Below are 22862 nucleotides of genomic sequence, written 5' to 3' on the forward strand. Positions count from 1 at the left end.
CACCCCCGGAGGCTAAGGCTCCGGAGGTGCTGTTTTTCTCCCCTGTTTTTTTCTTAACAATTATTTAGCGACCCTCTGTTTCAGTTTAACACCCATTTTATAGCCCAGAGGCTATAATAACAGACAGAAGAGAATTTGAGGAAGTGAGCCCACATCATGGAACAGAGATTACAGGAAGTGCTTCTGGACGGTGAGATTGTCCGCTGGAGCGGCCGTCCCTCCCCTTTCAAATTGATGTCCATCCCCTCCCGTACTTCTCTGCTCCTGACCTGGGTCCTCTGTTCCGCGGCGCTGGCCGTGATCCTGGGCGGTCTGATCCCCTTTTTCCTCCGCACTCATCAGGCCGTCACCGATCTGACCGTGATCCTCATGATCGCTGCCTTCCTCCCCGCCATGATCTCCATCCGCCCCCTGTTGGACAAGTGGAGCTTGGAGCATGACACCATCTACGCCATCACCAACTACCGGGTGCTGGCTCTGGTGAAGAACAACCTGATGTATATTCCCCTGGGCCGCATCCTCACCCACTCCATTGAAGCCCGGGACGGGGAGAGCGGCAACCTCTGCTTCTGTGAAGCGGTGGGCCAGTCCTCCTCCAAAATGCTGGACAACGCCATTTTGGGGGTCCGTTGCGGCAGTCCTGCCCAGTCCGGCGTCCCCGGCCTGCTGTTCTTCCACATCCCTCAGCCAGAATCCCTGCTTGGATATCTCTCCTAAACGGCCGGAGTTTTCTCACTTTTCTCTGGTTCGGTTTTTCTTCTCCGTGTGGTGAGGGAGCGGGCGTTTCTCTCTCCTAAACGTCCGCCCCATACCGGCTCACCGCCCGGCCGATCCGCCGCCTCCCCTTCCGCCAAAGGGGAGGCGGTATTCTTTTATTTTTTACATCATTTATTTGATTCTATTTTTTATTTTTTCGCTTTCTTAACGTCAATATACCCCCTATTTATACCGTTTTTATAAATGTTGTGGTAATCTTTTATCAAGATAAGAATTCATTCTTATTTATGAAAGGAGTAACATATTTATGGAACAGATCCTCCAAAAGACTCTGCGGGACAACGAGAAGGTCCTCTGGTTCGGCCGACCCACCAAGACGAAGCTCCTCCGGTCCCCTGACCGTGTCTCCCAGTATGTGGCCTGGATCATCACCGCCGTCATGACCCTGTTTTCCTTCGGTGTCTTCCTCCCCTTCGCCATCGCGGACAATAAGAGCATCGGGATCATCCTGATCGGCCTGGTGCCCATGATCGGCATCCCGCTGGCGGTGGCCGTCCGTCCCTATCTGGACAAGAAGCTGCTGGAGCAGAAGACCATCTATGCCATCACCGACCAGCGCATCATCGCTGTGGTCAAATCCAACGTGATGACCATGCCCCGTGACCAGAAGGTGACCTGTGCGGTGGAGTGCCGCGACGGCGGTGCCGGCAACGTCTGCTTCAACGCAGCCATCGGCCGTGAGGCCGGCAAGAGCCGCGCCAACGCTGTGATGGGCATCAAGAAGGGCAACGACCGTGTGGTGGGCCTGCTGTTTTTTCACGTCAGCGACCCGGACGCCGTCATCTCCGCCCTCGCCTGACCCTGGAGCTCCAGACATCATTTCCTAAAATTATTCCGTAAATACTCCGGGCCCGTACCAGAGATGGTACGGGCCCGGAGTATTTACGGCTGCGGAAAAAGTCCTCCAGGGACTTTTTCCGCAGCCTGCATCCCATTATTTTTCTGCCCGGTCTGGGGCAGAGAAGTCTCAGAACACTTCTTCCTCGCACAGGATCTTCCGCAGCCGGTCCACCGCCCGCCGCTCCAACCGTGAGATCTGGACTTGGGAGACCCCCAGGACTCTGGCACACTGGATCTGCGTGAGGTTTTTGTAATAGCGCAGCAGCAGCACTTGCCGTTCCCGCTCCGGCAGCTCCTCCATGGCGGAACGGAGGGTCAGCCGCTCCACCACGTCCTCCTCCATCCCGCCGGTGCCCAGCATCCCCTCCAGGGTCAATCCGCCCTCTCCTGTCTCCGCCTGGAGGGATGCCACTGCGTCAGAGGCGGTCTCCGCCGCTGCGATCTCCTCTGGCGTCAGGCCGGTCTCCGCCGCCAGCTCTGACAGGGTGGGCTCCCGTCCCATCTCGGCCACCAGCCGGCGTCGGGCGCCCCACACTGCGGCCCCCCGCTCCTTCATGCCCCGGCTCACCTTCACAGTGCCGTCATCCCGGAGAAAACGCCGGATCTCCCCCGCGATCTTGGGCACCGCATAGGTGGAGAACTGGGTCCCGAAGGATGGGTCAAAGCCCCGCACCGCCTTCAAAAAGCCCAGACAGCCCAGCTGGTACAGGTCGTCCGGCTCCACGCCCCGTCCGTAATACCGCCGCACAATGCTCCAGATCAGGCCGGCGTTTTCCTCCAACACCTGCTCACAGGCCCGGTTGTCCCCCTGTCTGGCCGCCTCCAGCAGCTCTGGAGCCGTTGGCGTGCCATTCATCGTCCGCCTATGCGGGGGGAGATCCGCTTCCGCATGGTCACCTGGGTCCCCTTCCCCGGGGTAGAGCGCACCTTTACCACGTCCATGAAGCTCTCCATGATGGTAAAGCCCATCCCGGAGCGCTCCTCGCTCCCGGTGGTAAACAGCGGGGTCCGGGCCTGCTCCACGTCCGCGATGCCTACCCCCCAGTCCCGCACCAAGATCTCCAGGATGCCGCCCTCCTTCAGACGCAGCTTCAGGGCCACCTTGCCCAGCCGGTCCGGGTAGGCGTGGACGATGGCGTTGGTCACTGCCTCGCTCACGGCGGTTTTGATGTCGTTGATCTCCTCCAGCGTGGGGTCCAGCTGGGCAGCAAAGCAGGCCGCCGCCGCCCGGGCAAACCCCTCGTTGGCTGACCGGCTGGGAAATTCCAGCGCGGCGTAATTTTCCACCTTCATTTATGTACGTCCTCCTCCCCCGCCGCGGCGGGCTCCTCCTGTTCAAATCGGATCAGCTTGTGCAGGCCGGCCGCCTGAAACACCTTCCACGGCTGCGGAGGCACGCCCCGCACTATCAGCTCGCCCTTGATCTGCTCCATCCGCCGGCTGACCCGGATCAGTACTGCGATGCCCGAGCTGTCCGTAAAGCTCAGGCCTGACAGGTCCAGAGTCAGCCGCCGGGGCAGAGCCATGTCGATCTGTTCATCCAGCTCTGTCATCACCTCCTTGGCCCGGTGGTGATCCAGCTCCCCCCGCACCGCCGCTGTCAGGGTCCGCCCCTCGGACACGCAATCTACGGTCATTCAGACTTCCTCCTTGGCCCGGTCCTCTCTGCCGGGTGATATGAGGAGATTATAGGACAAGCCCCCTGCAAAACCGGGCATAAGCTGTCGAGGCTGGGAAGAAAATCCATGTTTGTCCTTGACCTCACCCCTCCCATCTGATACCATACAAGAAACAATCACGTTTCACATAGACGGGTTTTATACCATCAGCTATGAGGAGCCTCCTCTTTCCTTCTATTTTGAATTTTGAGAGCCCCTGTTCTGCTTCCCGCAGAGCAGGGGCTCTCCTGCATAAAATCTCAAAAAATCTCCATGATAAGCCTTGACAAACTTCTTCCCCCGCGCTATGCTGAAGATACCCCACCCCAGGGGGGTGTATCGCATTTGCTCCGCTCCGAATTTGCGCCGCTTCGGCGGCGGGGCGCTGGGGCGCCCATGGGCGGAGCCCTCCTCTGAAAGGATGTGTTTCCCTTGAAACAGAAATTTGACGTCACCGGTATGACCTGCTCCGCATGCTCCGCCCATGTGGAAAAGGCGGTGAACAAGCTGGAGGGCGTACGCAGGGCGGAGGTCAGCCTGATGACCAACTCCATGAATGTGGAGTACGACGAGGCCGCCCTTGCCCCCGAAAGCATCATCCAGGCGGTGGTCCAGGCAGGATACGGCGCCTCCCTGCCCGCCCAGGCTGGGGTCCCAGCCCGGGGAGCCGCTAAGAGGCCGGAGGCCCAGATGGAAGCGGAGCTCTCCTCTATGAAGCGCCGCCTCATCCTCTCCTTTCTCTTCCTGATTCCCCTGTTCTATATCTCCATGGGGCACATGATGGGCGCCCCCCTCCCCGCTTTCCTGGTGGGTCACGAGAACGCCATATCCTTCGCCTTTACCCAGCTCCTGCTCACCCTGCCTATCCTGTATATCAACGACAAGTACTACAAAAACGGCTTCCGCTCCCTGCTCCACGGCGGCCCCAATATGGACTCTCTCATCGCTGTGGGCTCCATCGCGGCTGTGATCTATGGCGTCTTTGCCATTTACCAGATCGGCTACGGCCTGGGCCACGGGGACATGGCCCGGGTGGAGCAGTACCATATGGACCTGTACTTCGAGTCCGCCGGCATGATCCTCACCCTCATCACCCTGGGCAAGTTCCTGGAGACCCGCTCCAAGGGCAAGACCTCCCAGGCCATCTCCCGCCTGATGGACCTGGCCCCCAAGACGGCTACCGTCCTGCGGGACGGGGCCGAGGCAGAGATCCCGGTGGAGGAGGTCCGGGTGGGCGACCGGGTAGCCGTCCGCCCCGGCCAGTCCATCCCGGTGGACGGTGTCATTGTGGAGGGCAGCTCCGCCGTGGACGAATCCGCCCTCACCGGCGAGTCCCTCCCCGTGGACAAAGGCCCCGGGGACAAGGTGGCCGCCGCTTCCATCAACCGCTCCGGCTACTTCGTTTTTGAGGCCAGCCGGGTGGGCGAGGACACCACCCTGGCCCAGATGATCCGGCTGGTGGAGGAAGCCTCCTCCTCCAAGGCCCCCATCTCCAAGCTGGCCGACAAGGTGGCCGGCGTCTTTGTCCCCACCGTCATGGTCATCGCCGCCATCGCTGCCGGGGCCTGGTGGTTCGCCACTGGCAGCGCCACCTCCGCCCTCACCGCGGGCGTGGCCGTGCTGGTCATTTCCTGCCCCTGCGCCCTGGGTCTGGCCACCCCCGTGGCCATCATGGTGGGCACCGGGAAGGGAGCGGAGCAGGGCATCCTCATCAAATCCGCTGAGGCCCTGGAGACCCTCCATCTGGTGGATACCGTGGTACTGGACAAGACCGGCACCCTGACCCAGGGCAGGCCGGTGGTCACCGACATCCTGCCGGGCGAGGACATGGACGAGGAAGGCCTGCTCATCCTGGCCGCCTGCCTGGAGGGCCCCTCGGAGCACCCCCTGGCCGCCGCTATCGTGGAGGAGAGCAGAAGGCGTGGCCTCCCCATCACCTCAGTGGGCGGGTTCACCGCCGTCCACGGCCGGGGCGTCCGGGCCGCCCTGGGAGACCGCACCTGCATGGGCGGCAACCGCGCCATGATGGAGGAGGCCAGGGTGGAGCTGGGCTCCTTCCCCGCACGGGCCGAGGAGCTGGCCGCCCAGGGCAAGACCCCCCTCTACTTTGCCGACGAGCACCGGGTGCTTGGCCTGGTGGCTGTGGCCGACACCCCCAAGCCTACCAGCGCCCAGGCGGTAGCCGCCTTCCGGCGGCTGGGGATCGACGTCATCATGCTCACCGGCGACAACCAGCGCACCGCCGGCGCCATCGGCGCACAGCTGGGCGTCTCCCAGGTGATGGCGGAGGTGCTCCCCCAGGACAAGGAGCGCAAGGTGAAGCAGCTCCAGGATCAGGGCAAGAAGGTGGCCATGGTGGGGGACGGCATCAACGACGCCCCGGCGCTGGCCCGGGCCGACGTGGGCTTGGCCATCGGTGCTGGCACCGACGTGGCCATCGAGAGCGCCGACATCGTGCTGATGAAGTCGGACCTGCTGGACGCTGCCGCTGCGGTGGAACTGTCCAAGGCCACCATCCGCAACATCAAGCAGAACCTATTCTGGGCCTTTTTCTACAACAGCCTGGGCATCCCCCTGGCCGCCGGCCTGTTCTATGCCCTGGGGTGGACGGATGTCATGCTCAACCCCATGTTCGCCGCTGCCGCTATGAGCCTGAGCTCGGTATGCGTGGTGACCAACGCCCTGCGTCTTCGGTTCTTCAAGCCCAAGAGCGTCCCTGCCTCCCCTGTTCCCTGCCCCAGCGGCACCTGCCCGGTCCAGCCTGTCCCTGACCCCTCGGAGCAGCCCACATATGAACCACAACATCAGGAAGAACGAAAAGGAGCGAATGAAACGATGGAAAAGAAGATCATGATCAACGGCATGATGTGCGCCCACTGCACCGCCCACGTGGAGAAAGCCCTGGGCACCCTGGAGGGGGTGGCCTCCGTCAAAGCCGACCTGGAGGGCAAGTGCGCCACAGTCACCCTCACTGGTGCGGTGAGCGACCAGTCCCTCACCGACGCAGTCACTGAGGCCGGATACGAGGTGGTGTCCATTCAGTGAAAGCGGACCACGCCCAGGTCGCCCGGCTGCTGAAAACGGCCCGTGGCCAGATCGACGGTATCCTGAAGATGGTGGAGGAGGACCGGTACTGTCTGGACGTCTCCAACCAATTGATGGCCACCCAGTCCATTCTGAAAAAAGCCAACCGCCTGGTACTGAAGGCACACATGAACTGCTGCGTGCGGGAGGCCGTGGACAGCGGGGACCCCGCCCCCAAGCTGGAGGAGCTGGCCGCCCTGCTGGATAAGCTGGCCGACTGAGATCCCGCTCCCCCGGCAGGCAAAATGGATAAAACGCCCCCCTGCCTGGCACACTAGACCGGCAAGGGGGCGTTTTTTTGAAGCATAAATCTACCTGGAAGTCCGTGCTTGCCGGGGCGGCAGCCGGGCTGACCAACGGCTTTTTCGGCGGGGGCGGCGGTTCGGTGCTGGTCCCCATGCTCACCCGGGTGTGCGGACTGGATCAGCGGCGGGCCTTTGCCACCTCAGTGGCGGTCATCCTGCCCCTGTGCGCCCTGTCGGCAGCCGTCTATCTCCTCCGGGGCGGACTGGATCTCTCCGCCGCCCTGCCCTATCTCATCGGCGGCACTGTGGGCGGCTGGGCCGGAGGACGGCTGTTCAAGGGCGTCCGGCTCCCGTGGCTGAAGCGGGGCTTCGAGGCCCTGCTCATCTGGGGCGGCCTGAGGTGTCTGTTGTGAGCGGCTGGCTGATCCCCCTGCTGGTGGGGGCGGCTACCGGGGTCCTGTCCGGCTTCGGCGTGGGGGGCGGCACCCTTCTGCTGGTCTATATGACCACCCTGGCCGGACTGGACCAGCACCTGGCTCAGGGCATCAATCTGCTGTACTTTCTCCCCGCCGGACTCACCGCCCTGCCCGCCCACCTGAAAAACGGATATGTGGAAAAGGGGCTTCTGTTCCCTGCCATCTCCGCCGGCCTGCTCTGCGCCGCGCTGGCCTCATGGGCCGCCACAGCCCTGGACGTGGACCTGCTCCGAAAGCTCTTTGGGGGCTTTCTCATCCTCATCGGCCTGTCCGAGCTGTTCGGTCGGGTAAAAGAAGAAACGTGAAGGCCGCGGGGAAGATCCCCGCGGCCTTTGAATCAGTCAAATTCCAATCTGCATCCCGCCGGAGGAGGACAGTCCATCCTTCTGGAGCATCTGCTCCAGAACCGCCACGTCGGTGGTGATGTCCATAGCATCCCCCTGAAAGAGCTGATCCAGCTGCTTCTCGAAGCCTTCCACCACCTTGCCCATCATCCCCTCGATCCGGCTCATGGCGGCGGCAATGTTCTCCCCCTCTACGCCCTGGGACTCCAGCTGGGCATAGGCCCGGAGGATCTTCAGGGTTGTGGGCAGGTAATAGCTCAGAAAGGCATGGAGCTGGGCAGACCTTTCCGGGTGGCTCTTCTGATACTCGAAGATCTTGGCGGTGATGACCCCGATGCGGTCGATCTGCGCCGAGAGGGCCGCGTCTTCGATGGAGTCGTTCACCGCCCGGATCTCGGCCAGCACCGCGTTCTCCTCGTCCACCGGGGCAGCCTTCTTCTCCTCCGTCTTTTCCTCCTGTGCCGGGGCCGGGTCGTTCAGCCCCTCACCGGAGAGGACCAGCCGGTCCCCGCCGTAGTCCAGGAAACCCAGGGGGAACAGCCCGTCATCCAGCATATCCTCCAGGCAGTCCCGCACCTTGGCCGGGGAGGCACCGGTGGCGGACGCCAGCGTCGAGATGGAGATGGTCTGGCGGCGGCCGATCATGGCCAGATAGTTCCGGTAGGTGCGCACCTGCTTCTTTTTCCGCAGGCCGGCCCACAGCACGCCGGCACCGCCGCCCAGGAAGCAGAGCAGGGGGATGGCGTTCAGCAGCTGGTCCCAGAACCAGATCGCGTCGCCGTGGAGGAGCCAGTAGGACGCATTACCCAGGCAGGCCAGCACCGTGAAGGCGAAGACCGCCGTAATGATCCCGCCCACCTGGATCAGCCTCCGGCCCCGCTTGGCCATCTTCTCCACTACGTCCAGGCACACCGGGGACATATCCTGTTCCGCTTTCCCTTCCTGGCGCTTTTTCTCCCTCCGGCCGGTCTTTTCCTGGCTCCGTGCCGGCTCACTGACAGTGGTCCGGGCCCCCACGGGGGCCTGCCCATCCCGCTGCATATAATAGGGATGGCGCCCCCGGGCCACGCGGCGCTTCCCGCCGCCGAAGAGCCTCAGAGCGATCATCAGCACGCCCACCGGCGGGAAGGCAAACAGAAAGACCAGCGCCAAGATCCAGTACGGCAGGTCACTCATCCCTCCGCCAGAGCTCCTGCGGGGCTCCCATTTTCCGCCGTAGTTCTCATTTCCCTGATCTCCGTAATATGCCATCATTCTGCCTCCCCTGGTGTTCTGCTGTATAGAATACCAGACCCATCCCAAAACAACATTGATTTTTTCTTAAAATTCCTTGAAAATTTCTCTTCTGGGTCTGGCCCTCTCTCTTCCACATACACTATTCTATCATACTGCCGGGAAGGTGAAAAGTAAACCTCCTAAAAATATTTTTCAAAATTGAGGAAATCCGGGGAAATTTGGACGGTCAACTGTAACTGTTCTGTAATTACATTCTGAAACGTAGGATGCTATAATATAGTCTGAAATTATTTGACCTGTCCGTGGGTTCTTGGGCTGAGTGGGACAGGAAGGGGAGTTTTCATGGACGGAGCACGTGTACAGAAAAAAAGCGGCGGAAAGCCCGGCCCAGCCGTCTGGGTCCCGGCCGCCATCCTGGCTGTCCTCCTTGCCGCCTACCTGGGCCTGTGCGGCTGGGTCAGCGCCTCGGACACCATCCTGCCCAACGTCACCGCCGCCGGACTGGACCTGTCCGGCATGACCCAGGCTGAGGCGGAGCAGGCCATCAACGAGAATCTTTCCGTCGCCCAGCAGGCTGGCTCCGGCTGGGCCGTGGGCCTGAGCTGCGACGGCTATATCGGTACGCTGGACGGCTCATCCTTTCAGGTGGACGCCGCCTCCCTGGCCCAGGCGTCCCTGTCTGTGGGACGCGGCAGCTTCTTCACCGGGGGGGCCCAGTACCTGCGCCACCTGTTCGGCGCTGCCCAGGACCTTGGTGCCGATCAGGTCCAACTGACAGAGGCGGGCCGTACAGAGCTGGAGCGCCAGCTCCAGGCCGCTGACAGTGCCCTGGGCAGCGGCGGCAGCGAGGATGGCTACACCGCAGACTTGGAGGCGGGCACCCTGACCCTGGTAAAGGGGCACACCCACCGCTCGGTGGACCGCCAGGGAGCGGAGGAGGCGGTGAAGTCTGCCTACGCTCAACTCCTGGCCCAGGGTCAGGCGGACACGGTCCAGCTCCCCATCCTGGATTCCGCTCCTCAGGAGCCGGACTTCCAGGCCATCCACGGGGAGCTGTACGCTGAGGCGGCCAACGCAGCCATCGATCCGGATACCTGCGAGGTGCTGCCCCACACCGTGGGGGTGGACTTTGACACCGCCCAGGCCCAGCGCCTGTTCCAGCAGGCCCAGGAGGGAGAGACCGTGGAGGTCCCCCTCACCGTCACTCAGCCCGACATCACCCAGGAGATACTGGCCGACCGGCTCTTTGCCGACCTGCTGGGGCAGGGTACCAGCCAGGTGAGCGGCTCCTCCAACCGGAAGTTCAACGTGAAGCTGTCCGCTGAGGCCTGCAACGGCGTGATCCTGATGCCCGGCGAGGAATTCTCCTACAACAACACCACCGGAAGCCGTTCCGCCGACAAGGGCTATCTCCCCGCTCCCGTCTACTCCGGCGGCGCCTCCGTGGACGAGACCGGCGGCGGCATCTGCCAGACCTCCTCCACCATCTACTACGCCGTCCTCCACACCACCTTGGAGATCGTGGAGCGCCACGCCCACATGTACTCCGTGGGCTACGTCCCTGACGGCATGGACGCCACCGTCTACTTCGGCCTGTCCGACTTCCGCTTCAAAAACAACACCGACTACCCGGTGAAGATCGTCACTGAGAGCTACGACAAGAACGGCCTGCGCTACCTCACTGTCAAGCTCTACGGCACCAATGTGGACGGCCGGTACGCCGTGCCGGAGCGCACCCAGTTCGACTTTGTATCCCCCACCACCCAGTACCGGGCCGACGAGTCCATCCCACAGGGCACCACTAAGGTGGATGCCAAGCAGAACGCCTACACCGGCCGCTCTGCCCGCGCCTGGCGTGTCATCTATGAGAAGGACGGCACCTTGGTGGAGAAGCAGGATCTGGGGGTCAGCACCTATAAGATGCGCCCCACCACCATCCTCTACAATCCCGCTGACGGCGATCCCTCCACCTGGGTAGACGGGGTCCCCCCCAAGCCCGGCGCCCAGCCCGGAACCGGGGCAGAGACCGGGGCCGGCACCAGCACTGGGACGCAGACCGGAACAGAGTCCGGGGGAGGCACCGGCGGTGAGCCTGCCGCCGGCACAGGAACTGACAGCGAGACGTCTGCCGGGGAGTCCGGCAGCAGCTCCTCCGCTCCCACGGAGGATATCCCCGCGCCCGACACAGGGGACGGGGCGGCTGACGGCCCCGCTCAGTCCTCCCCGGAGGAGGACCACTACGGGTATGAGATCCCCGCCGGGAAGCTTCCGCCCGGCTATTGAGCACATATCTTACCATACAGAAGAGGTCCGTTTCCTATGTTTCAAGGTTTTTCTCAGGGCGCCGTGGATTTTCTGTGGGGCGTCCGATTCAACAATGAGCGCAGCTGGTTCGAGGCCCACAAGCAGGAGTATCTGGATCTGGTCATCGCCCCCCTCCAGGAGCTGGGCCGCCAGGTCCATGCCGCCATGACCGCCGCCTATCCAAAGGAGCAGCTGAACCTTCATGTCTCCCGCATCTACCGGGATGCACGGCGGCTCCACGGCCGCGGCCCCTACAAGGACCACCTGTGGTTCACCATCCGGCCCGAGCAGGAGGGGTGGACCCATGTCCCCGCCTTCTATTTTGAGATCGCGCCGGAGTATCACAGCCTGGGGATGGGCTATTACGGCGCCGAGCCCGTCACCATGGCCAAGTTCCGCTCCCGCATCGACCGGGACCCGGCCCCTATGGAGAAGCTGGCCCGCCGGCTCAGCCGGCAGCACCGATTTGTGCTGGAGGGCGAGATGTACAAACGCCCCAAAGGGGACCCCGGCCCCCTGCTCTTTCCCTGGTACAACCGGAAAAACATCGCCCTGACCTGGGACCGCAACTGCGAGGGCTCCCTGTTCACCCCCGAGCTGGCTGGGGAGGCGGAGGAGAGCTTCCGCTTCCTCAAGCCCTACTACGATTACTTTCTCTCCCTCCGTGGCGACCCAGCCCCGGATGCCTCCCGCTGATACCCGCGGCCCCTGGGACAGCCCCCGGGGGCCGCATCCTTTTTGAAAAATTTTATATTTTTTCCACAAAACCTCTTGACATCCGCCTGTCTTTGTGGTACATTATAGCCAGAAAGGATGAGTCCAATGTTTTAAGAAGTCTGATTGATCAGATGTCACTCCCCCAGACAAGGGGATGCGTAACATGCATCAAATCTTTTCCTGATGTAAGCGGTTCCAGGCGATGAAGTCCATGCCGGCAGTGGTCAGCAAAAGAACAGCATCTCAGCGAAGCGCGCGCACGACATCTGAGCCCCACGCGTTGCCACAGAAAAAGCATCTCAGCAAGCGAAAAGGAACGTTCCAACAGACAATGCCTCATGTATGAGGGAGCACCGAAGCGTTGGGTGCAAAATGAAACTGGTTGTGCAACAGTGTTCCGGAGACTGCTAAAGAGCAAAAAACGTGGTCGCGCGAATCTGTAGAAAGAGAGGTAAACAATTGATGTTAGATAACAAGAATGGACAGAAATAACCCCTGACTGTGAGTGAACCGAGGGTGCAACAGTCAGGGGTTATTTCTTTTTATTCTTGTATCTCTGAGGAAGGCCGGCGGAGCATTGCTCCGCCGGCCCTGATTTGTCGAAAAAGTGGTGCTGTCACTTTCCGAATAGACTTGATTTTTTGTACCTGCACATGTCAAACTCTGTGAAGCCTTTTTTGCAGGCTGTGCAGCATGACTCACACACTTGTCCAGCATGGCACTCTTCTGCTCTCCTCTGCTGTCGTCACATCTCAATAAAGATCTCGCTGTCCGCCCGCCGGGCATAGAGCTCCTCCAGCTCGTGCTGATGGTACAGATAGCCCTCGTGGTCAAAGTACTTGGCGCCCTTGGGGCACTTCTTCACGCAGGCACAGCACTTGATGCACTTCCCCACCACACTGGACACGTCGTTGGGGTCGATGGCTGCCATGGGGCAGAGACGGGCACACAGGCCGCACTTGACGCACTTGTCCGAGTCAGTCACCGGCTTGGCCTTCAAAAAGTCCTTGATGGGCTCCCCGTGGCGGTCCCTGGGGGTATAGTAGGGACGGATGGGGTCACAGCCCGCCACATAGGCGGGGATCTCTGGGGCCCGCTCCAGACCTTTCACCTTCTCCGCCGTCTTGTGAGCCAGCTCCTCTACCAGTGCCATATCCTGGGCGTCGGGCCGGCCCGCCCCCAGGGTCCTGGAGAAAGAGTGCTCCCCCACGAAAGCGCCGCCCGCCACGGTGTGAAAGCCGTCCGCCTCCAGCACGTTGCGCAGTTCGATCAGCCCGTCGTCAAAATTCCGGTTGCCGAACAGAGACACCGGCACAGCCAGGGCCCCGTTTCCCTTCACCTTGTCCCGGATATAGGGCAGCAGCAGATTGGGCACCCGCCCGGCATACACCGGGGTGCCGAAAATCACCAGATCCCCCGGCCCGAAGGACAGCTCCCCCTCCCGGTCCTTAGGCAGGTTGAAGCAGAAGGTCTTATACTCCGCCCCCAGATCCTCCGCCGCGATCTTCGCCATCCGGGTCACTACTTTTTCCGTGGTCCCGGTACCGCTGAAATAGACCGCCCACACGCGTTGCATCTCCATTTTCTGTTCCTCCTTGTCTTTCTCCCTGCGTCATTACCGCGGGTCAGGCATCAAATTTCTCCACCAAGCTGTCTGCCACGCAGCGCTCCTTGATCTCCTTCAGGGGGACCATATGGGGCTGAGTCATATGGACCTCCTGGGCCTTTCGTTCGGTCCACCGCTCCACCAGCAGCAGCTTGTCTGGTTCGTCCACAGCCTCAAAATACTGGTACTGGAGGCATCCCTCCTCTGCCAGCACCGCCTTCTGGATGCCGTGCTCGGACACCTCCCGCAGGAACTCCGCCCGCAGCCCGGGCTTCATGGTATAGGTCACGTTGAGAATAAATGCCATGGAATCATTCTCCTTTCTTCTGTCCATAATATAGGGGGCTGAGAGGCCTCCTCAGCCCCGCAGCCTTCTGTGATCCAGATATCCCTCCAAAATCAGGGAGGCCGCCACCGCATCCACCGTCTTTTTTCGCTTTCTGGCGTTTTTTCCCGCCTCAAACAGGATACGGTGGGCGTCCACGGTGGTCCGCCGTTCGTCCCAGAGCACGGGCCGGAGCCCCGCGGTGTCCTCCACCAGGGCTGCGAAGTCCCGGTACAGCTCCGCCCGGGGACCCTCGGTGCCGTCCATGTTCCGGGGATACCCCATCACCAGCTCCTCCACACCGTGCTCCTGGACCAGCCGGGCGATCTCTCCTGCCACTTCCTCCGCCTTTCTGCTGTGGATAGTCGTGGTAGTCCCGGTGAGGAAGCCGGTAGGGTCGGAAATGGCGATGCCGGTATGGGCATCGCCGTAGTCGATGGCCATGATCCGCATAAACTCCCCCCTCTCCCGCTCCGCGTTTTTTTGTCAACTGTACTATACCGCACTCCCCGCAAAAAAACAACCCTGTCCGCCCAATTTCCTCTTGACGCCGCGCTTTCCTTGTGTTATAGTGACACTACCTGTGAAAAGGGGCTTTTTTGTTCTGCGCATTTTTACGGTGTATGCGCAGGCACCCCTCCCCCATCTCTCGGGACACAGGGAGGCAATCGCCGGATCCCACCGTGAGCATGTCAGACACAGCCCTGCTGTGTCTCGTATGGCTGGATTCGGCTTTCAGAGCCTGATCCAGCTTTTTTTGCTGTTGGCTCACATCAGCGGGGCGGCCCGGACCGGCCGTTCTCCGCAATACTTAAAGGAGGTGCCGAACATATGGCAAGCAAGGCCGGTGCTCGCATCAAGATCACCCTGCGGTGCTCTGAGTGCAAGCAGAGAAACTACAACACCATGAAAAACAAGAAGAATACCCCCGACCGTCTGGAGCTGAACAAGTACTGCCCCTTCTGCAGAAAGCATACCGTCCACAACGAGACGAAGTAATGCGTCTCCAGATGGCTGAAAGGAAAGAAGGGTAACTGAATGTCTGAAAACGAAAAGATGGAGCAGGGCCAGGGCTCTGCCTCCGCTTCCGAAAAGGCCGACAAGGCGAAGAAGGACAAGAAGCCTGAAAAGCAGAAGAAGCCCAGTATTTTCGCCCGCATCGGCAAGTGGCTCAAGGACATGAAGAGCGAGCTGAAGAAGGTCCAGTGGCCCAGCTTCAAGCAGACGATGAACAACACCGGGATCGTCATCCTCTGCGTCATCGTGGTGGGCATCTTCATCTGGCTCTTTGACGCGGTGGCCGGCGCTTTGATCGAGTTCCTGCTCGGCCTGTTCCGCTGATAGGTGGCGAATATGTCTGACGGCGCGCAGTGGTATGTGGTCCACACCTATTCCGGATACGAAAATACGGTGAAGGCCACCATTGAGAAGTACGTGGAAAACCGCGGTCTTCAGGATCTGATCCACGAGATCAGCATCCCCCTGGAGACCGTCACCGAGATCACAGACAACGGGCCCAAAGAGGTGGAGCGCAAGGTCTTCCCCGGCTATGTGCTGGTGAAGATGGTCATGACCGACGAGTGCTGGCACATCGTGCGCAACATTCGCGGCGTCACCGGCTTCCTGGGCTCCGGCAACAAGCCCATCCCCCTGTCTGAGAGTGACATCGCCGCCCTGGGCGTGGAGAAGCGCGAGATCGTGGTGGGCTACGAGGTGGGAGACAGCGTCAAGATCACCGATGGCGCCCTGGAGTCCTTCCTGGGCACAGTGGAGGAGATCGACCTGGACCGCAGCAAGGTCCGTGTGGTGGTGTCCATGTTTGGACGGGAGACCCCCGTGGAGCTGGAGCTGGACCAGGTGGAGCCTGTTAAAGCCTGACCCATCGAAACACAATCCTGCCGCGTGCAGACGCGGCCCGTGGGAGGGACGGAACGGTCCGTCCCGCCAGTTGGACCCGCCGGGCACGGCCTGAGCTGGTCCATATCCAACCACATTTTTCATATGGAGGTGCTCTTTCGTGGCACAGAAAGTAACTGGATACGTAAAACTTCAGATCCCCGCCGGCAAGGCGACGCCGGCCCCCCCTGTTGGCCCCGCTCTGGGCCAGCATGGCGTGAACATCGCCGCTTTCACCAAGGAATTCAATGAGCGGACCAAGAACGACGTGGGCATGATCATCCCCGTCATCATCACCGTCTACGCTGACCGTTCCTTCACTTTCATCACCAAGACCCCCCCCGCCGCCGTGCTCATCAAGAAGGCCTGCAGCATCGAGTCCGGCTCCGGTGTGCCCAACAAGACCAAGGTCGCTACCATCAGCAAGGAAGACGTGCGCAAGATCGCTGAGACCAAGATGCCCGACCTGAATGCCGCCAGCATCGAGGCCGCTATGAGCATGATCGCCGGTACTGCCCGCTCCATGGGCGTCGTCGTGGGCGAGTAAGGAGGGTGTGAACAATGTTTAGAGGCAAGAAATATCAGGAGAGCGCCAAGCAGATCGACCGCGCTGCTCTGTACGATACCAATGAGGCCATGGAGCTGATCGTCAAGACCGCTCCCGCCAAGTTCGACGAGACCGTCGAGCTCCATGTGAAGCTGGGCGTTGACTCCCGTCACGCCGACCAGCAGGTCCGCGGCGCCATCGTGCTGCCCCACGGCACCGGCAAGACCCAGCGCGTGCTGGTCTTCGCCAAGGCCGCCAAGGCGGACGAGGCCAAGGCCGCCGGCGCCGACTATGTGGGCGAGATGGACCTGGTGGAGAAGATCCAGAAGGAAAACTGGTTCGACTTCGACGTGGTGGTCGCCACCCCCGACATGATGGGCGTGGTGGGCCGTCTGGGTAAGGTGCTGGGTCCCAAGGGCCTGATGCCCTCTCCCAAGGCCGGCACTGTCACCATGGATGTGACCAAGGCCGTCAACGAGATCAAGGCCGGTAAGGTGGAGTACCGCCTGGACAAGACCAATATCATCCACTGCCCCATCGGCAAGGTGTCCTTCGGCGCTGAGAAGCTCTCCGAGAACTTCAACGCCATCATGGGCGCTATCGTAAAGGCCAAGCCCGCCGCTGCCAAGGGCCAGTACATCAAGAGCTGCGTGGTGGCTTCCACCATGGGCCCCGGTGTCAAAGTCAACGGCGCGAAGCTGATGTGATCATCTGATTGCCCTCCCCCGCAGTTTCCCGGGGACTGCGGGGGAGGCTTTCTTCCCTGTGCATCAGATTTTTTAAATTTTCGGAAAAGTCCTTGACTTTTCCTCCTTTTTCGGATATACTATCATCTGCGTTCAAAGACAGCAGGCGGCGCAAGCGGAAGTCCTGCCGAGGATGCAGCCAGAAACATGATCCATATTGTGTTTTTACGCTGTTTTCACGCTTTGGGCGCGGAAAACAGCGTTTTTTCGCGTTTCCCACTATTCTCTGGAGGTGAACCCAAAATGCCTAACGCATCTGTTCTGGAACAGAAGAAAGCCATTGTGGCTGAACTGACCGAAAAGCTGCAGAACGCCGCCAGCGGTGTGCTGGTGGATTACAAGGGCATCACCGTGGCTGAGGATACCGCTCTGCGCAACGAGCTCCGCAAGAACAACGTGGAGTACGCTGTCGTCAAGAACACCCTCACCCGCTTTGCTGCTCAGAATGCCGGCCTGGGCGATCTGTCCGACTCCCTGAATGGCACTACTTCTCTCGCCATCAGCCACGAGGACCCCATCGCTCCCATGCGCGTCATCAACAAGTTCGCCAAGCAGTTCAACGGCGCCAAGTTCGTCATCAAGGCCGGCTTCATGGACGGCAAGATCCTTCCCCTGGATGAGATCAACGCCATGGCCGAGCTGCCCTCCAAGGAGGTCCTGCAGGCCCAGGTCCTGGGCACCATGCTGGCCCCCATCACCAGCCTGGCCATCGTCCTGAAGGCCATTGCCGAGGAGAAGGGCGGCTTCGTAGAGGCCGCTGCCGAGCCCGAGGCCGCCCCCGCCGAGTAAGTATCGGCACCCATAACATTTTGACTGAAAACAACTTTTAGGAGGTACATTCATTATGGCTAGCGAGAAGATTACCGCTCTGATTGAGGAAGTCAAGGGCCTGACCGTTCTGGAGCTGTCCGAGCTGGTGCATGCCCTGGAGGACGAGTTCGGCGTTTCCGCCGCCGCTATGGCCGCTCCCGCTGCCGGTGCCGGCGCTGCCGCTCCCGCTGCTGAGGAGAAGACCGAGTTTGACGTGGTCCTGGCCAGCTTTGACGCCGCCGCTAAGATCAAGGTCATCAAGGCTGTCCGTGAGATCACCGGCCTGGGCCTGGCTGAGGCCAAGGCTATGGTCGAGGGCGCTCCCAAGACTCTGAAGGAGGCTGTCTCCAAGGATGAGGCCGAGGAGCTGAAGAAGAAGCTGGAAGAGGCCGGCGCCAAGGTCGAGCTGAAGTAAGCTTTTCCCAAAACAGAAGTCAACGGGCCCCAGGGCAAAATGCCCCGGGGCCCGTTTTTTCTTTTTCTCCCTCTGTCCTCCGCCGCTGTTTCGTGTTATCCTAGTATTATCACAGCATCCCCGATCTTAATATAATGGGAGGAATCCATCATGCGGAAAAACTTTGGCCCCAAGCCCTACCTCTATCCCCAGCCGGTGCTGATCATCGCCACCTATGGAGAGGACGGGACCCCAGATGCCATGAACGCCGCCTGGGGCGGGATCAGCGACAGCAACCGTGTCGCTATGTATCTAAGCGCGGGACACAAGACCGTACAGAACATTCTGTCCCGAAAGGCTTTCACTGTAAGCATGGCGGACGAGGACCATGTGGTGGAGTGTGACTATGTGGGTATCGTGTCCGCCAACCAGGTGCCTGACAAGCTGGCCCGAGCCGGCCTCCACACCACCAGAAGCCAGTTTGTGGACGCCCCCCTCATTGACGAACTGCCAATGGCGCTGGAGTGCCGGTTCCTCAGCTTTGACGAGGAGACGGAGCTGCTCCTGGGGGAGATCATCAACGTCAGCGCCGAGGAGTACATCCTGGGGGAAGATGGGAAGATCGATCCCGCCAAGCTGCGCCCCATCTCCTTCGACCCGGTCAATCACGACTATCTGGCCCTGGGAGAGAAGGTGGGCCGCGCTTTCCAGGATGGAAAAAGGCTAAAGTGAGTTCTCCGGGAGGGGTTTGGGGCCCTTTCTGGAGCGGCCGCCCTATTTCCGCAGCCGGAACACCTGGCTGAGATAGACTCCCTGGGCGCTCAGGGCGGCCAGATACAGCACTCCGCCGAAGAGTAGGCTGGCCGCCCCGCCTGCCAGCAGGGAGACGCCGCTGTCCTTCAGCCACCGAAAGAGGAGGTTGGAGGTCAGGGCCGCCAGCAGTGCGGCCAGCCCCGGCGCGGTGACCCACCGGAACAGGCTGGGCCGCAGCCCGGTGTAACGCACCACCAGCCAGCCGTTGAGCAGGGCCCCCGCCGCTGCTGAGACCAGAGTCCCCGCCACGAAGCCGCGGATGCCCACCCCCGGGAGGCCCACGGTGAAGGTGAAGGCCAGCTGTATGCCGTCACAGATCAGGTCCGCCATGGCGTGGCTCCCCGGCCGTCCCACGCCGTTGAGCACACCCCCAAGGGTGGACTGGTAGCAGCTCAGCGCCATGGCCGCCGCCAGGGGGAGCAGGTGTTCCCCCGCCGAGGGCTGGCCGAACATCATCCGGGCCAGGTCCGGCCCAAGCACCACCATCAGCGCCATGGAGGGAAGAATGAGCACCGACACCGCCAGCATGGCCCGCCCGGCCCGCCGCCTCACCTCTTCCGGGCGGTTCAGTGCCGTGGAGTAGGCCAGCCTGGGGACCAGCACCAGATTCAGCGCCCCCAGAAAGACAGTGGGCAGGGCCAGCATGGGCAGGGTCATCCCGCACACCACGCCGAACTCCGACATGGCCGCCGCCCGGTCCATGCCGCTCTCCACAAGCTTCTGTGGGATAAGGGCGGCGTTCACCGCCGACATCAGATTACCCAGCAGGGCGGTGGCCCCCACAGGGACGGCGATGGAGGTCACCCGCCGGGCCAGAGTCCCGCCCCGCTCCCCCGGCCCCGTCCGGCCGATCCGCGCCATCCGCCGGCGGTAGAGCACTGTCAGCGCCACGGCGGAAAAGATCTCACAAATCACCATGCCGGTGACGATCAGCCCCACCGTCCGCTCTGGGTTCTGGGGCAGAAACAGCACCAGCAGCCCCAGCACCGCCGCCGCCCGGATGAACTGCTCCATCAGCTCCACGACAGCAGGCGGGCGGACCACTCCGGTCCCATAGAAAAAGTGCTTGTGGATGTTCTCCACCCCGGTGAGAGCCACGCAGGGCAGCAGCAGGATCAGCCCCAGCTGGGTCCGGGCATCCCCCAGCAGATAGACCGAGATGGGGTCATAGAAGGCCACCACTGCCGCCGATACCGGCAGGAGCCCCACTCCCAGGGCGGTGAGGCACATCCGCCTGGTCTGCGCCACTCCCTTTCCGTTTCCCAGGGCCAGATACTGGGAGCTGAGGTTGGACATGGCTGCGGTCAGCCCCACAGCGGTGAGGGACAGCAGTACCGAGCACACCGGCATCAGCAGCTGATACAGCCCCATCACCTCCGCCCCCACCAGCCGGGACAGGGCCACCCGGTAACAGAACGACAGCCCCTGTGATACCGCCGCCAAGGCGGTCAGAAACAGGGCGCTGCTTCCAGCGGACCATTCATCGTGACGCAGCAAATCCAGTCCCTCCTCCCCGCCCCAGCGGGCGGTCCTCCCTTCACTGTATTCACGCCGCCGCCCCGCCATTCCTGCAAGAAATTCGTTATCTTTTTCACATATTTCTCTCGTTCCAGGGGAGAATCATGCCTGAATTGACCAAAAACTGGCGTATCTTTACCTTTGTCACCAGACGCCTTGCTTCCGCCCGGGAAATCGTTTATAGTACGATTAAGAAAGAGATCCCGCCCCCTTTATCCCCGTGATTTTCTGGAAGAAGAATGAGACACTGTAAAAAGGAGGATACCCCTATGGCTTTTGTAGAATTTGAGCAACGCGGCCACGTGGGCCTCATCACCATCAACCGCCCGGAAGTCCTGAACGCCCTGAACCTGGAGGTCATCGAACAGCTGGACGATATCCTGCTGCGCGCAGAATCCCAGGAGGATGTCCACGTCATCGTTATCACCGGCGCCGGACGCTCCTTCGTGGCCGGTGCCGACATCGGCGAGATGGTCAACTATACCGCCGACGACGCCAAGCGCTTCAGCCATCATGGAAACAATACCATGATGCACATCACCCGCTTCCCCAGCCCGGTGATCGCCGCAGTCAACGGCTTCGCCCTGGGCGGCGGCTGTGAGCTGGCCATGTCCTGCGACATTCGGGTAGCCAGTGAAAAGGCAACCTTCGGCATGCCTGAGGTTGGGCTGGGCATCACTCCCGGTTTCGGCGGCACCCAGCGCCTTCAGCGCATCGTAGGCATGTCCACCGCCATGGAGCTGGTGCTCACCAGCCGCACCATCGACGCCCAAGAGGCCCTTCAGATCGGTTTGGTCAAGCATGTCTACCCTGCCGACGTGATGCTGGACAAGGCTCTGGAGCTGGCCGACCTGATCGCCTCCCGCCCCCAGGTGGCAGTCCGCCAGGCCAAGCAGGCCATCCGCATCGGCAAACAGATCGACATCAACTCCGCCATCGCCTTTGAGTCAGAGGCCTTCGGCCTGTGCTTTTCCACTGAGGACCAGAAGGACGCCATGCACGCCTTCCTGAACAAGGAGAAGATCACCACCTTCAAAAACCGCTGAATCCGTTCCGCCGCCCCAGCGGCAGGGCGCTTTCCCAATATCACTTCTGAAAGACAAGGAGATCGAGATGTCATGAAAAAAATCGTAGTTGTAGGCGGCGGCACCATGGGCCTGGACATCGCCCACACCTTTGCTCGCAGCGGCCATGCCGTCGTGGTCCGGGAGATCAGCGATGAGCTGGCGGAGAAGTCTCACAGCCGGCTGGTGGCCGCGCTGGATAAGCTGGTGGCCAGAGGCAAGATGGACGAGGCCAAGAGGGCCGAGATCCTGGGCAACATGACCTTCACCACTGACCTGGCCGCCGCAGCTGACGCCGACCTGGTGCTGGAGGCCATCGTGGAGAACCTGGACGTGAAGAAGAGCCTGTTCCAGGAGCTGGACGGCATCTGCAAGGCAGACACCATCTTTGCCACCAACACCTCCTCCATCTCCATCACCGCCATCGCCGCCGCCACCCAGCGGGCCGACCGCTTCATCGGGATGCACTTCTTCAATCCCGCTACTGTGATGAAGCTGGTGGAGGTCATCCGGGGCGTCCACACCTCCCAGGAGACCTATGACGCCATCTGCCAGCTGTCCGCCGACATCGGCAAGGAGGCCGTGGAGGTAGCTGAAGCCCCCGGCTTCGTGGTCAACAAGATCCTGATCCCCATGATCAACGAGGCCATCGGTCTGGTGGAGACCGGCGTGGCTACCCCCGAGGGTATCGACACTGCCATGAAGCTGGGTGCCAACCACCCCATGGGCCCCCTGGCCCTGGGCGACCTGGTGGGCCTGGACGTCTGCCTGGCCATCATGGATACCCTGTATGCCGAGACCCACGACCCCAAGTACCGTGCCGCCCTGCTGCTGCGGAAGATGGTCCGTGGAGGCCTGCTGGGCCGTAAGACCGGCAAGGGTTTCTACGATTACTCCAAGTAAGCGGCCTGCTGACAAAAACGTCGGGAAGGAAAGCTTTCCTCCCCGGCGTTTTTCTATTTTCCTTTGTTCTTCTTGTACCCGCTGTGCTCCAGCCTCCACGCGGCGTCCAGCAGCGCCATCCCGGCCAGCATCAGGAGCTGGTCCACCGCCCCCGGGGCCCCTCTCAGGCTGTCATACTGCCTCCCCATCGGCGTTGAGGAGACCCCCAGGCACACAAGGCCCAGAGCAATGGAGATATATGTCACATATCGATTTGCAAAATTAAAAACTTTACCACTTCTGTATTGGAATCCCTTCTTTCTTGTTCAAATTAATAATTCTTTCTTATCCTTTTTACTTTTTTTCTTTTTTGAAGGTCAAGAAAAGCATACTTTCAAGCAATATCCGCAAATATCATCATTTTGCCCAAAATTTTGTCGCAAAAACTGTACATTTTACCGTATTTGTTTTTCTTGCGCCCATATGGGAAAAACGATATAATTTGAGGGACAGGAAGTTATCTATCGCAGCCTGATTGGCGCCGCAACAACGGGTCCCTATCCGTCGTTGCGCTTTTTCT

27 protein-coding genes are annotated in these 22862 nt (G+C 61.1%); 18 read left to right on the top strand and 9 right to left on the bottom strand.

Features of this window, described 5'->3' with window-relative positions:
* Positions 1-156: 156 nt before the first annotated feature.
* Both NE584_RS09715 and NE584_RS09720 read left to right on the top strand, forming a co-directional pair.
* Positions 157-717 (top strand): hypothetical protein, encoded by a 561-nt coding sequence (locus NE584_RS09715; RefSeq protein ID WP_050625114.1) that lies wholly within the window; start codon positions 157-159, stop codon positions 715-717.
* 307 nt (positions 718-1024) lie between these two features.
* On the top strand, positions 1025-1576 hold the full coding sequence (locus NE584_RS09720; protein WP_256182703.1) for a hypothetical protein: 552 nt from the start codon (positions 1025-1027) through the stop codon (positions 1574-1576).
* Between the two features lie 168 nt (positions 1577-1744).
* On the opposite strand, the gene NE584_RS09725 is transcribed toward NE584_RS09720, so the two are convergent.
* The 3 genes from NE584_RS09725 to NE584_RS09735 are packed head-to-tail and all read right to left on the bottom strand — an operon-like array spanning position 1745 to position 3254.
* Complete coding sequence (locus tag NE584_RS09725; protein ID WP_050625116.1) at positions 1745-2473, bottom strand: sigma-70 family RNA polymerase sigma factor; 729 nt, start codon at positions 2471-2473, stop codon at positions 1745-1747.
* Entirely contained in the window at positions 2470-2910 is a 441-nt protein-coding gene (gene spoIIAB / locus NE584_RS09730; protein ID WP_050625117.1) for an anti-sigma F factor, read from the bottom strand. Before spoIIAB ends, NE584_RS09725 begins: the two co-directional genes overlap by 4 nt.
* Entirely contained in the window at positions 2907-3254 is a 348-nt protein-coding gene (locus NE584_RS09735) for an STAS domain-containing protein (RefSeq protein ID WP_050625118.1), read from the bottom strand. Before NE584_RS09735 ends, spoIIAB begins: the two co-directional genes overlap by 4 nt.
* A 453-nt stretch (positions 3255-3707) precedes the next feature.
* Between NE584_RS09735 and NE584_RS09740 the strand changes: the two genes are divergently transcribed.
* The 4 genes from NE584_RS09740 (at position 3708) to NE584_RS09755 (ending at position 7385) form a co-directional block, all read left to right on the top strand.
* Positions 3708-6320, top strand: a complete 2613-nt coding sequence (locus NE584_RS09740) for a heavy metal translocating P-type ATPase (protein ID WP_256182704.1) — start codon at positions 3708-3710, stop codon at positions 6318-6320.
* The gene (locus NE584_RS09745) at positions 6317-6580 is read left to right on the top strand and encodes a metal-sensing transcriptional repressor (protein WP_050625120.1); all 264 of its coding nucleotides are present in this window, start codon (positions 6317-6319) and stop codon (positions 6578-6580) included. Before NE584_RS09740 ends, NE584_RS09745 begins: the two co-directional genes overlap by 4 nt.
* A 77-nt stretch (positions 6581-6657) precedes the next feature.
* Positions 6658-7017 carry a sulfite exporter TauE/SafE family protein gene (locus tag NE584_RS09750; RefSeq protein ID WP_256182705.1) on the top strand — a complete coding sequence of 120 codons (360 nt, stop codon included), beginning with the start codon at positions 6658-6660 and terminating at the stop codon, positions 7015-7017.
* Entirely contained in the window at positions 7005-7385 is a 381-nt protein-coding gene (locus tag NE584_RS09755) for a sulfite exporter TauE/SafE family protein (RefSeq protein WP_256182706.1), read from the top strand. The genes NE584_RS09750 and NE584_RS09755 overlap by 13 nt, the downstream gene beginning before the upstream one ends.
* 36 nt (positions 7386-7421) lie before the next feature.
* Here the strand turns inward: NE584_RS09755 and NE584_RS09760 are convergent, their stop codons facing one another.
* Positions 7422-8675: a 5-bromo-4-chloroindolyl phosphate hydrolysis family protein gene (locus NE584_RS09760; protein ID WP_256182707.1), complete on the bottom strand. Its 1254-nt coding sequence runs from the start codon at positions 8673-8675 to the stop codon at positions 7422-7424.
* A gap of 327 nt (positions 8676-9002) precedes the next feature.
* Here NE584_RS09760 and NE584_RS09765 point away from each other — a divergent pair, with 327 nt between their 5' ends.
* On the top strand, positions 9003-10943 hold the full coding sequence (locus NE584_RS09765) for a VanW family protein (RefSeq protein ID WP_256182708.1): 1941 nt from the start codon (positions 9003-9005) through the stop codon (positions 10941-10943).
* Positions 10944-10979: 36 nt separating this feature from the next.
* The gene (locus NE584_RS09770; protein ID WP_108979473.1) at positions 10980-11660 is read left to right on the top strand and encodes a DUF2461 domain-containing protein; all 681 of its coding nucleotides are present in this window, start codon (positions 10980-10982) and stop codon (positions 11658-11660) included.
* 766 nt (positions 11661-12426) lie between these two features.
* Here the strand turns inward: NE584_RS09770 and NE584_RS09775 are convergent.
* From NE584_RS09775 to ruvX, 3 genes are read right to left on the bottom strand one after another with little or no spacing between them, the layout of a single operon-like run.
* Positions 12427-13263, bottom strand: a complete 837-nt coding sequence (locus NE584_RS09775; protein ID WP_108979474.1) for an EFR1 family ferrodoxin — start codon at positions 13261-13263, stop codon at positions 12427-12429.
* A gap of 43 nt (positions 13264-13306) precedes the next feature.
* A complete protein-coding gene (locus tag NE584_RS09780; protein ID WP_187120357.1) occupies positions 13307-13594 on the bottom strand; it encodes a putative quinol monooxygenase in 288 nt (95 codons plus the stop codon).
* Positions 13595-13645: 51 nt separating this feature from the next.
* Entirely contained in the window at positions 13646-14065 is a 420-nt protein-coding gene (gene ruvX, locus NE584_RS09785) for a Holliday junction resolvase RuvX (RefSeq protein WP_050625128.1), read from the bottom strand.
* Between the two features lie 378 nt (positions 14066-14443).
* On the opposite strand from ruvX, the gene rpmG reads away from it, so the two are divergent.
* From rpmG to NE584_RS09825, 8 genes are all read left to right on the top strand, one after another.
* On the top strand, positions 14444-14611 hold the full coding sequence (rpmG, locus tag NE584_RS09790) for a 50S ribosomal protein L33 (protein ID WP_008980220.1): 168 nt from the start codon (positions 14444-14446) through the stop codon (positions 14609-14611).
* A gap of 39 nt (positions 14612-14650) precedes the next feature.
* On the top strand, positions 14651-14953 hold the full coding sequence (gene secE / locus NE584_RS09795) for a preprotein translocase subunit SecE (protein WP_050625129.1): 303 nt from the start codon (positions 14651-14653) through the stop codon (positions 14951-14953).
* Positions 14954-14965: 12 nt separating this feature from the next.
* Positions 14966-15490: a transcription termination/antitermination protein NusG gene (gene nusG, locus NE584_RS09800; RefSeq protein WP_050625130.1), complete on the top strand. Its 525-nt coding sequence runs from the start codon at positions 14966-14968 to the stop codon at positions 15488-15490.
* Between the two features lie 139 nt (positions 15491-15629).
* A complete protein-coding gene (gene rplK / locus NE584_RS09805; protein ID WP_050625131.1) occupies positions 15630-16055 on the top strand; it encodes a 50S ribosomal protein L11 in 426 nt (141 codons plus the stop codon).
* 14 nt (positions 16056-16069) lie between these two features.
* Positions 16070-16762, top strand: a complete 693-nt coding sequence (rplA, locus tag NE584_RS09810) for a 50S ribosomal protein L1 (protein ID WP_050625132.1) — start codon at positions 16070-16072, stop codon at positions 16760-16762.
* Between the two features lie 282 nt (positions 16763-17044).
* Positions 17045-17590, top strand: a complete 546-nt coding sequence (rplJ, locus tag NE584_RS09815; RefSeq protein WP_050625133.1) for a 50S ribosomal protein L10 — start codon at positions 17045-17047, stop codon at positions 17588-17590.
* Between the two features lie 55 nt (positions 17591-17645).
* Positions 17646-18026: a 50S ribosomal protein L7/L12 gene (rplL, locus tag NE584_RS09820; RefSeq protein ID WP_050625134.1), complete on the top strand. Its 381-nt coding sequence runs from the start codon at positions 17646-17648 to the stop codon at positions 18024-18026.
* Between the two features lie 150 nt (positions 18027-18176).
* Entirely contained in the window at positions 18177-18737 is a 561-nt protein-coding gene (locus NE584_RS09825) for a flavin reductase family protein (protein ID WP_050625135.1), read from the top strand.
* A gap of 42 nt (positions 18738-18779) precedes the next feature.
* Here the strand turns inward: NE584_RS09825 and NE584_RS09830 are convergent, their stop codons facing one another.
* Positions 18780-20315, bottom strand: coding sequence for a polysaccharide biosynthesis C-terminal domain-containing protein (locus tag NE584_RS09830; RefSeq protein ID WP_077138788.1), 1536 nt, complete (start codon positions 20313-20315; stop codon positions 18780-18782).
* A gap of 290 nt (positions 20316-20605) precedes the next feature.
* Between NE584_RS09830 and NE584_RS09835 the strand changes: the two genes are divergently transcribed.
* On the top strand, positions 20606-21382 hold the full coding sequence (locus NE584_RS09835) for an enoyl-CoA hydratase-related protein (protein ID WP_050625136.1): 777 nt from the start codon (positions 20606-20608) through the stop codon (positions 21380-21382).
* Between the two features lie 72 nt (positions 21383-21454).
* Positions 21455-22303: a 3-hydroxybutyryl-CoA dehydrogenase gene (locus NE584_RS09840; RefSeq protein WP_050625137.1), complete on the top strand. Its 849-nt coding sequence runs from the start codon at positions 21455-21457 to the stop codon at positions 22301-22303.
* Positions 22304-22356: 53 nt separating this feature from the next.
* Here the strand turns inward: NE584_RS09840 and NE584_RS09845 are convergent, their stop codons facing one another.
* Positions 22357-22548: a hypothetical protein gene (locus NE584_RS09845; RefSeq protein WP_256182709.1), complete on the bottom strand. Its 192-nt coding sequence runs from the start codon at positions 22546-22548 to the stop codon at positions 22357-22359.
* Between the last annotated feature and the right edge of the window lie 314 nt (positions 22549-22862).

This window comes from Clostridium sp. DFI.5.61, from assembly GCF_024462915.1.
In the GTDB taxonomy this organism is placed as follows: Bacteria; Bacillota; Clostridia; order Oscillospirales; family Oscillospiraceae; genus Lawsonibacter; species Lawsonibacter asaccharolyticus.

What these genes read in the sequence shown, in the direction of transcription:
- NE584_RS09715 (WP_050625114.1), top strand. Translation starts at nt 157, where the DNA reads ATGGAACAGAGATTACAGGAAGTGCTTCTGGACGGTGAGATTGTCCGC.
- NE584_RS09720 (WP_256182703.1), top strand. Translation starts at nt 1,025, where the DNA reads ATGGAACAGATCCTCCAAAAGACTCTGCGGGACAACGAGAAGGTCCTC.
- NE584_RS09725 (WP_050625116.1), bottom strand. Translation starts at nt 2,473, where the DNA reads ATGAATGGCACGCCAACGGCTCCAGAGCTGCTGGAGGCGGCCAGACAG.
- spoIIAB (WP_050625117.1), bottom strand. Translation starts at nt 2,910, where the DNA reads ATGAAGGTGGAAAATTACGCCGCGCTGGAATTTCCCAGCCGGTCAGCC.
- NE584_RS09735 (WP_050625118.1), bottom strand. Translation starts at nt 3,254, where the DNA reads ATGACCGTAGATTGCGTGTCCGAGGGGCGGACCCTGACAGCGGCGGTG.
- NE584_RS09760 (WP_256182707.1), bottom strand. Translation starts at nt 8,675, where the DNA reads ATGGCATATTACGGAGATCAGGGAAATGAGAACTACGGCGGAAAATGG.
- NE584_RS09765 (WP_256182708.1), top strand. Translation starts at nt 9,003, where the DNA reads ATGGACGGAGCACGTGTACAGAAAAAAAGCGGCGGAAAGCCCGGCCCA.
- NE584_RS09770 (WP_108979473.1), top strand. Translation starts at nt 10,980, where the DNA reads ATGTTTCAAGGTTTTTCTCAGGGCGCCGTGGATTTTCTGTGGGGCGTC.
- NE584_RS09775 (WP_108979474.1), bottom strand. Translation starts at nt 13,263, where the DNA reads ATGGAGATGCAACGCGTGTGGGCGGTCTATTTCAGCGGTACCGGGACC.
- NE584_RS09780 (WP_187120357.1), bottom strand. Translation starts at nt 13,594, where the DNA reads ATGGCATTTATTCTCAACGTGACCTATACCATGAAGCCCGGGCTGCGG.
- ruvX (WP_050625128.1), bottom strand. Translation starts at nt 14,065, where the DNA reads ATGCGGATCATGGCCATCGACTACGGCGATGCCCATACCGGCATCGCC.
- rpmG (WP_008980220.1), top strand. Translation starts at nt 14,444, where the DNA reads ATGGCAAGCAAGGCCGGTGCTCGCATCAAGATCACCCTGCGGTGCTCT.
- secE (WP_050625129.1), top strand. Translation starts at nt 14,651, where the DNA reads ATGTCTGAAAACGAAAAGATGGAGCAGGGCCAGGGCTCTGCCTCCGCT.
- nusG (WP_050625130.1), top strand. Translation starts at nt 14,966, where the DNA reads ATGTCTGACGGCGCGCAGTGGTATGTGGTCCACACCTATTCCGGATAC.
- rplA (WP_050625132.1), top strand. Translation starts at nt 16,070, where the DNA reads ATGTTTAGAGGCAAGAAATATCAGGAGAGCGCCAAGCAGATCGACCGC.
- rplJ (WP_050625133.1), top strand. Translation starts at nt 17,045, where the DNA reads ATGCCTAACGCATCTGTTCTGGAACAGAAGAAAGCCATTGTGGCTGAA.
- rplL (WP_050625134.1), top strand. Translation starts at nt 17,646, where the DNA reads ATGGCTAGCGAGAAGATTACCGCTCTGATTGAGGAAGTCAAGGGCCTG.
- NE584_RS09825 (WP_050625135.1), top strand. Translation starts at nt 18,177, where the DNA reads ATGCGGAAAAACTTTGGCCCCAAGCCCTACCTCTATCCCCAGCCGGTG.
- NE584_RS09835 (WP_050625136.1), top strand. Translation starts at nt 20,606, where the DNA reads ATGGCTTTTGTAGAATTTGAGCAACGCGGCCACGTGGGCCTCATCACC.
- NE584_RS09840 (WP_050625137.1), top strand. Translation starts at nt 21,455, where the DNA reads ATGAAAAAAATCGTAGTTGTAGGCGGCGGCACCATGGGCCTGGACATC.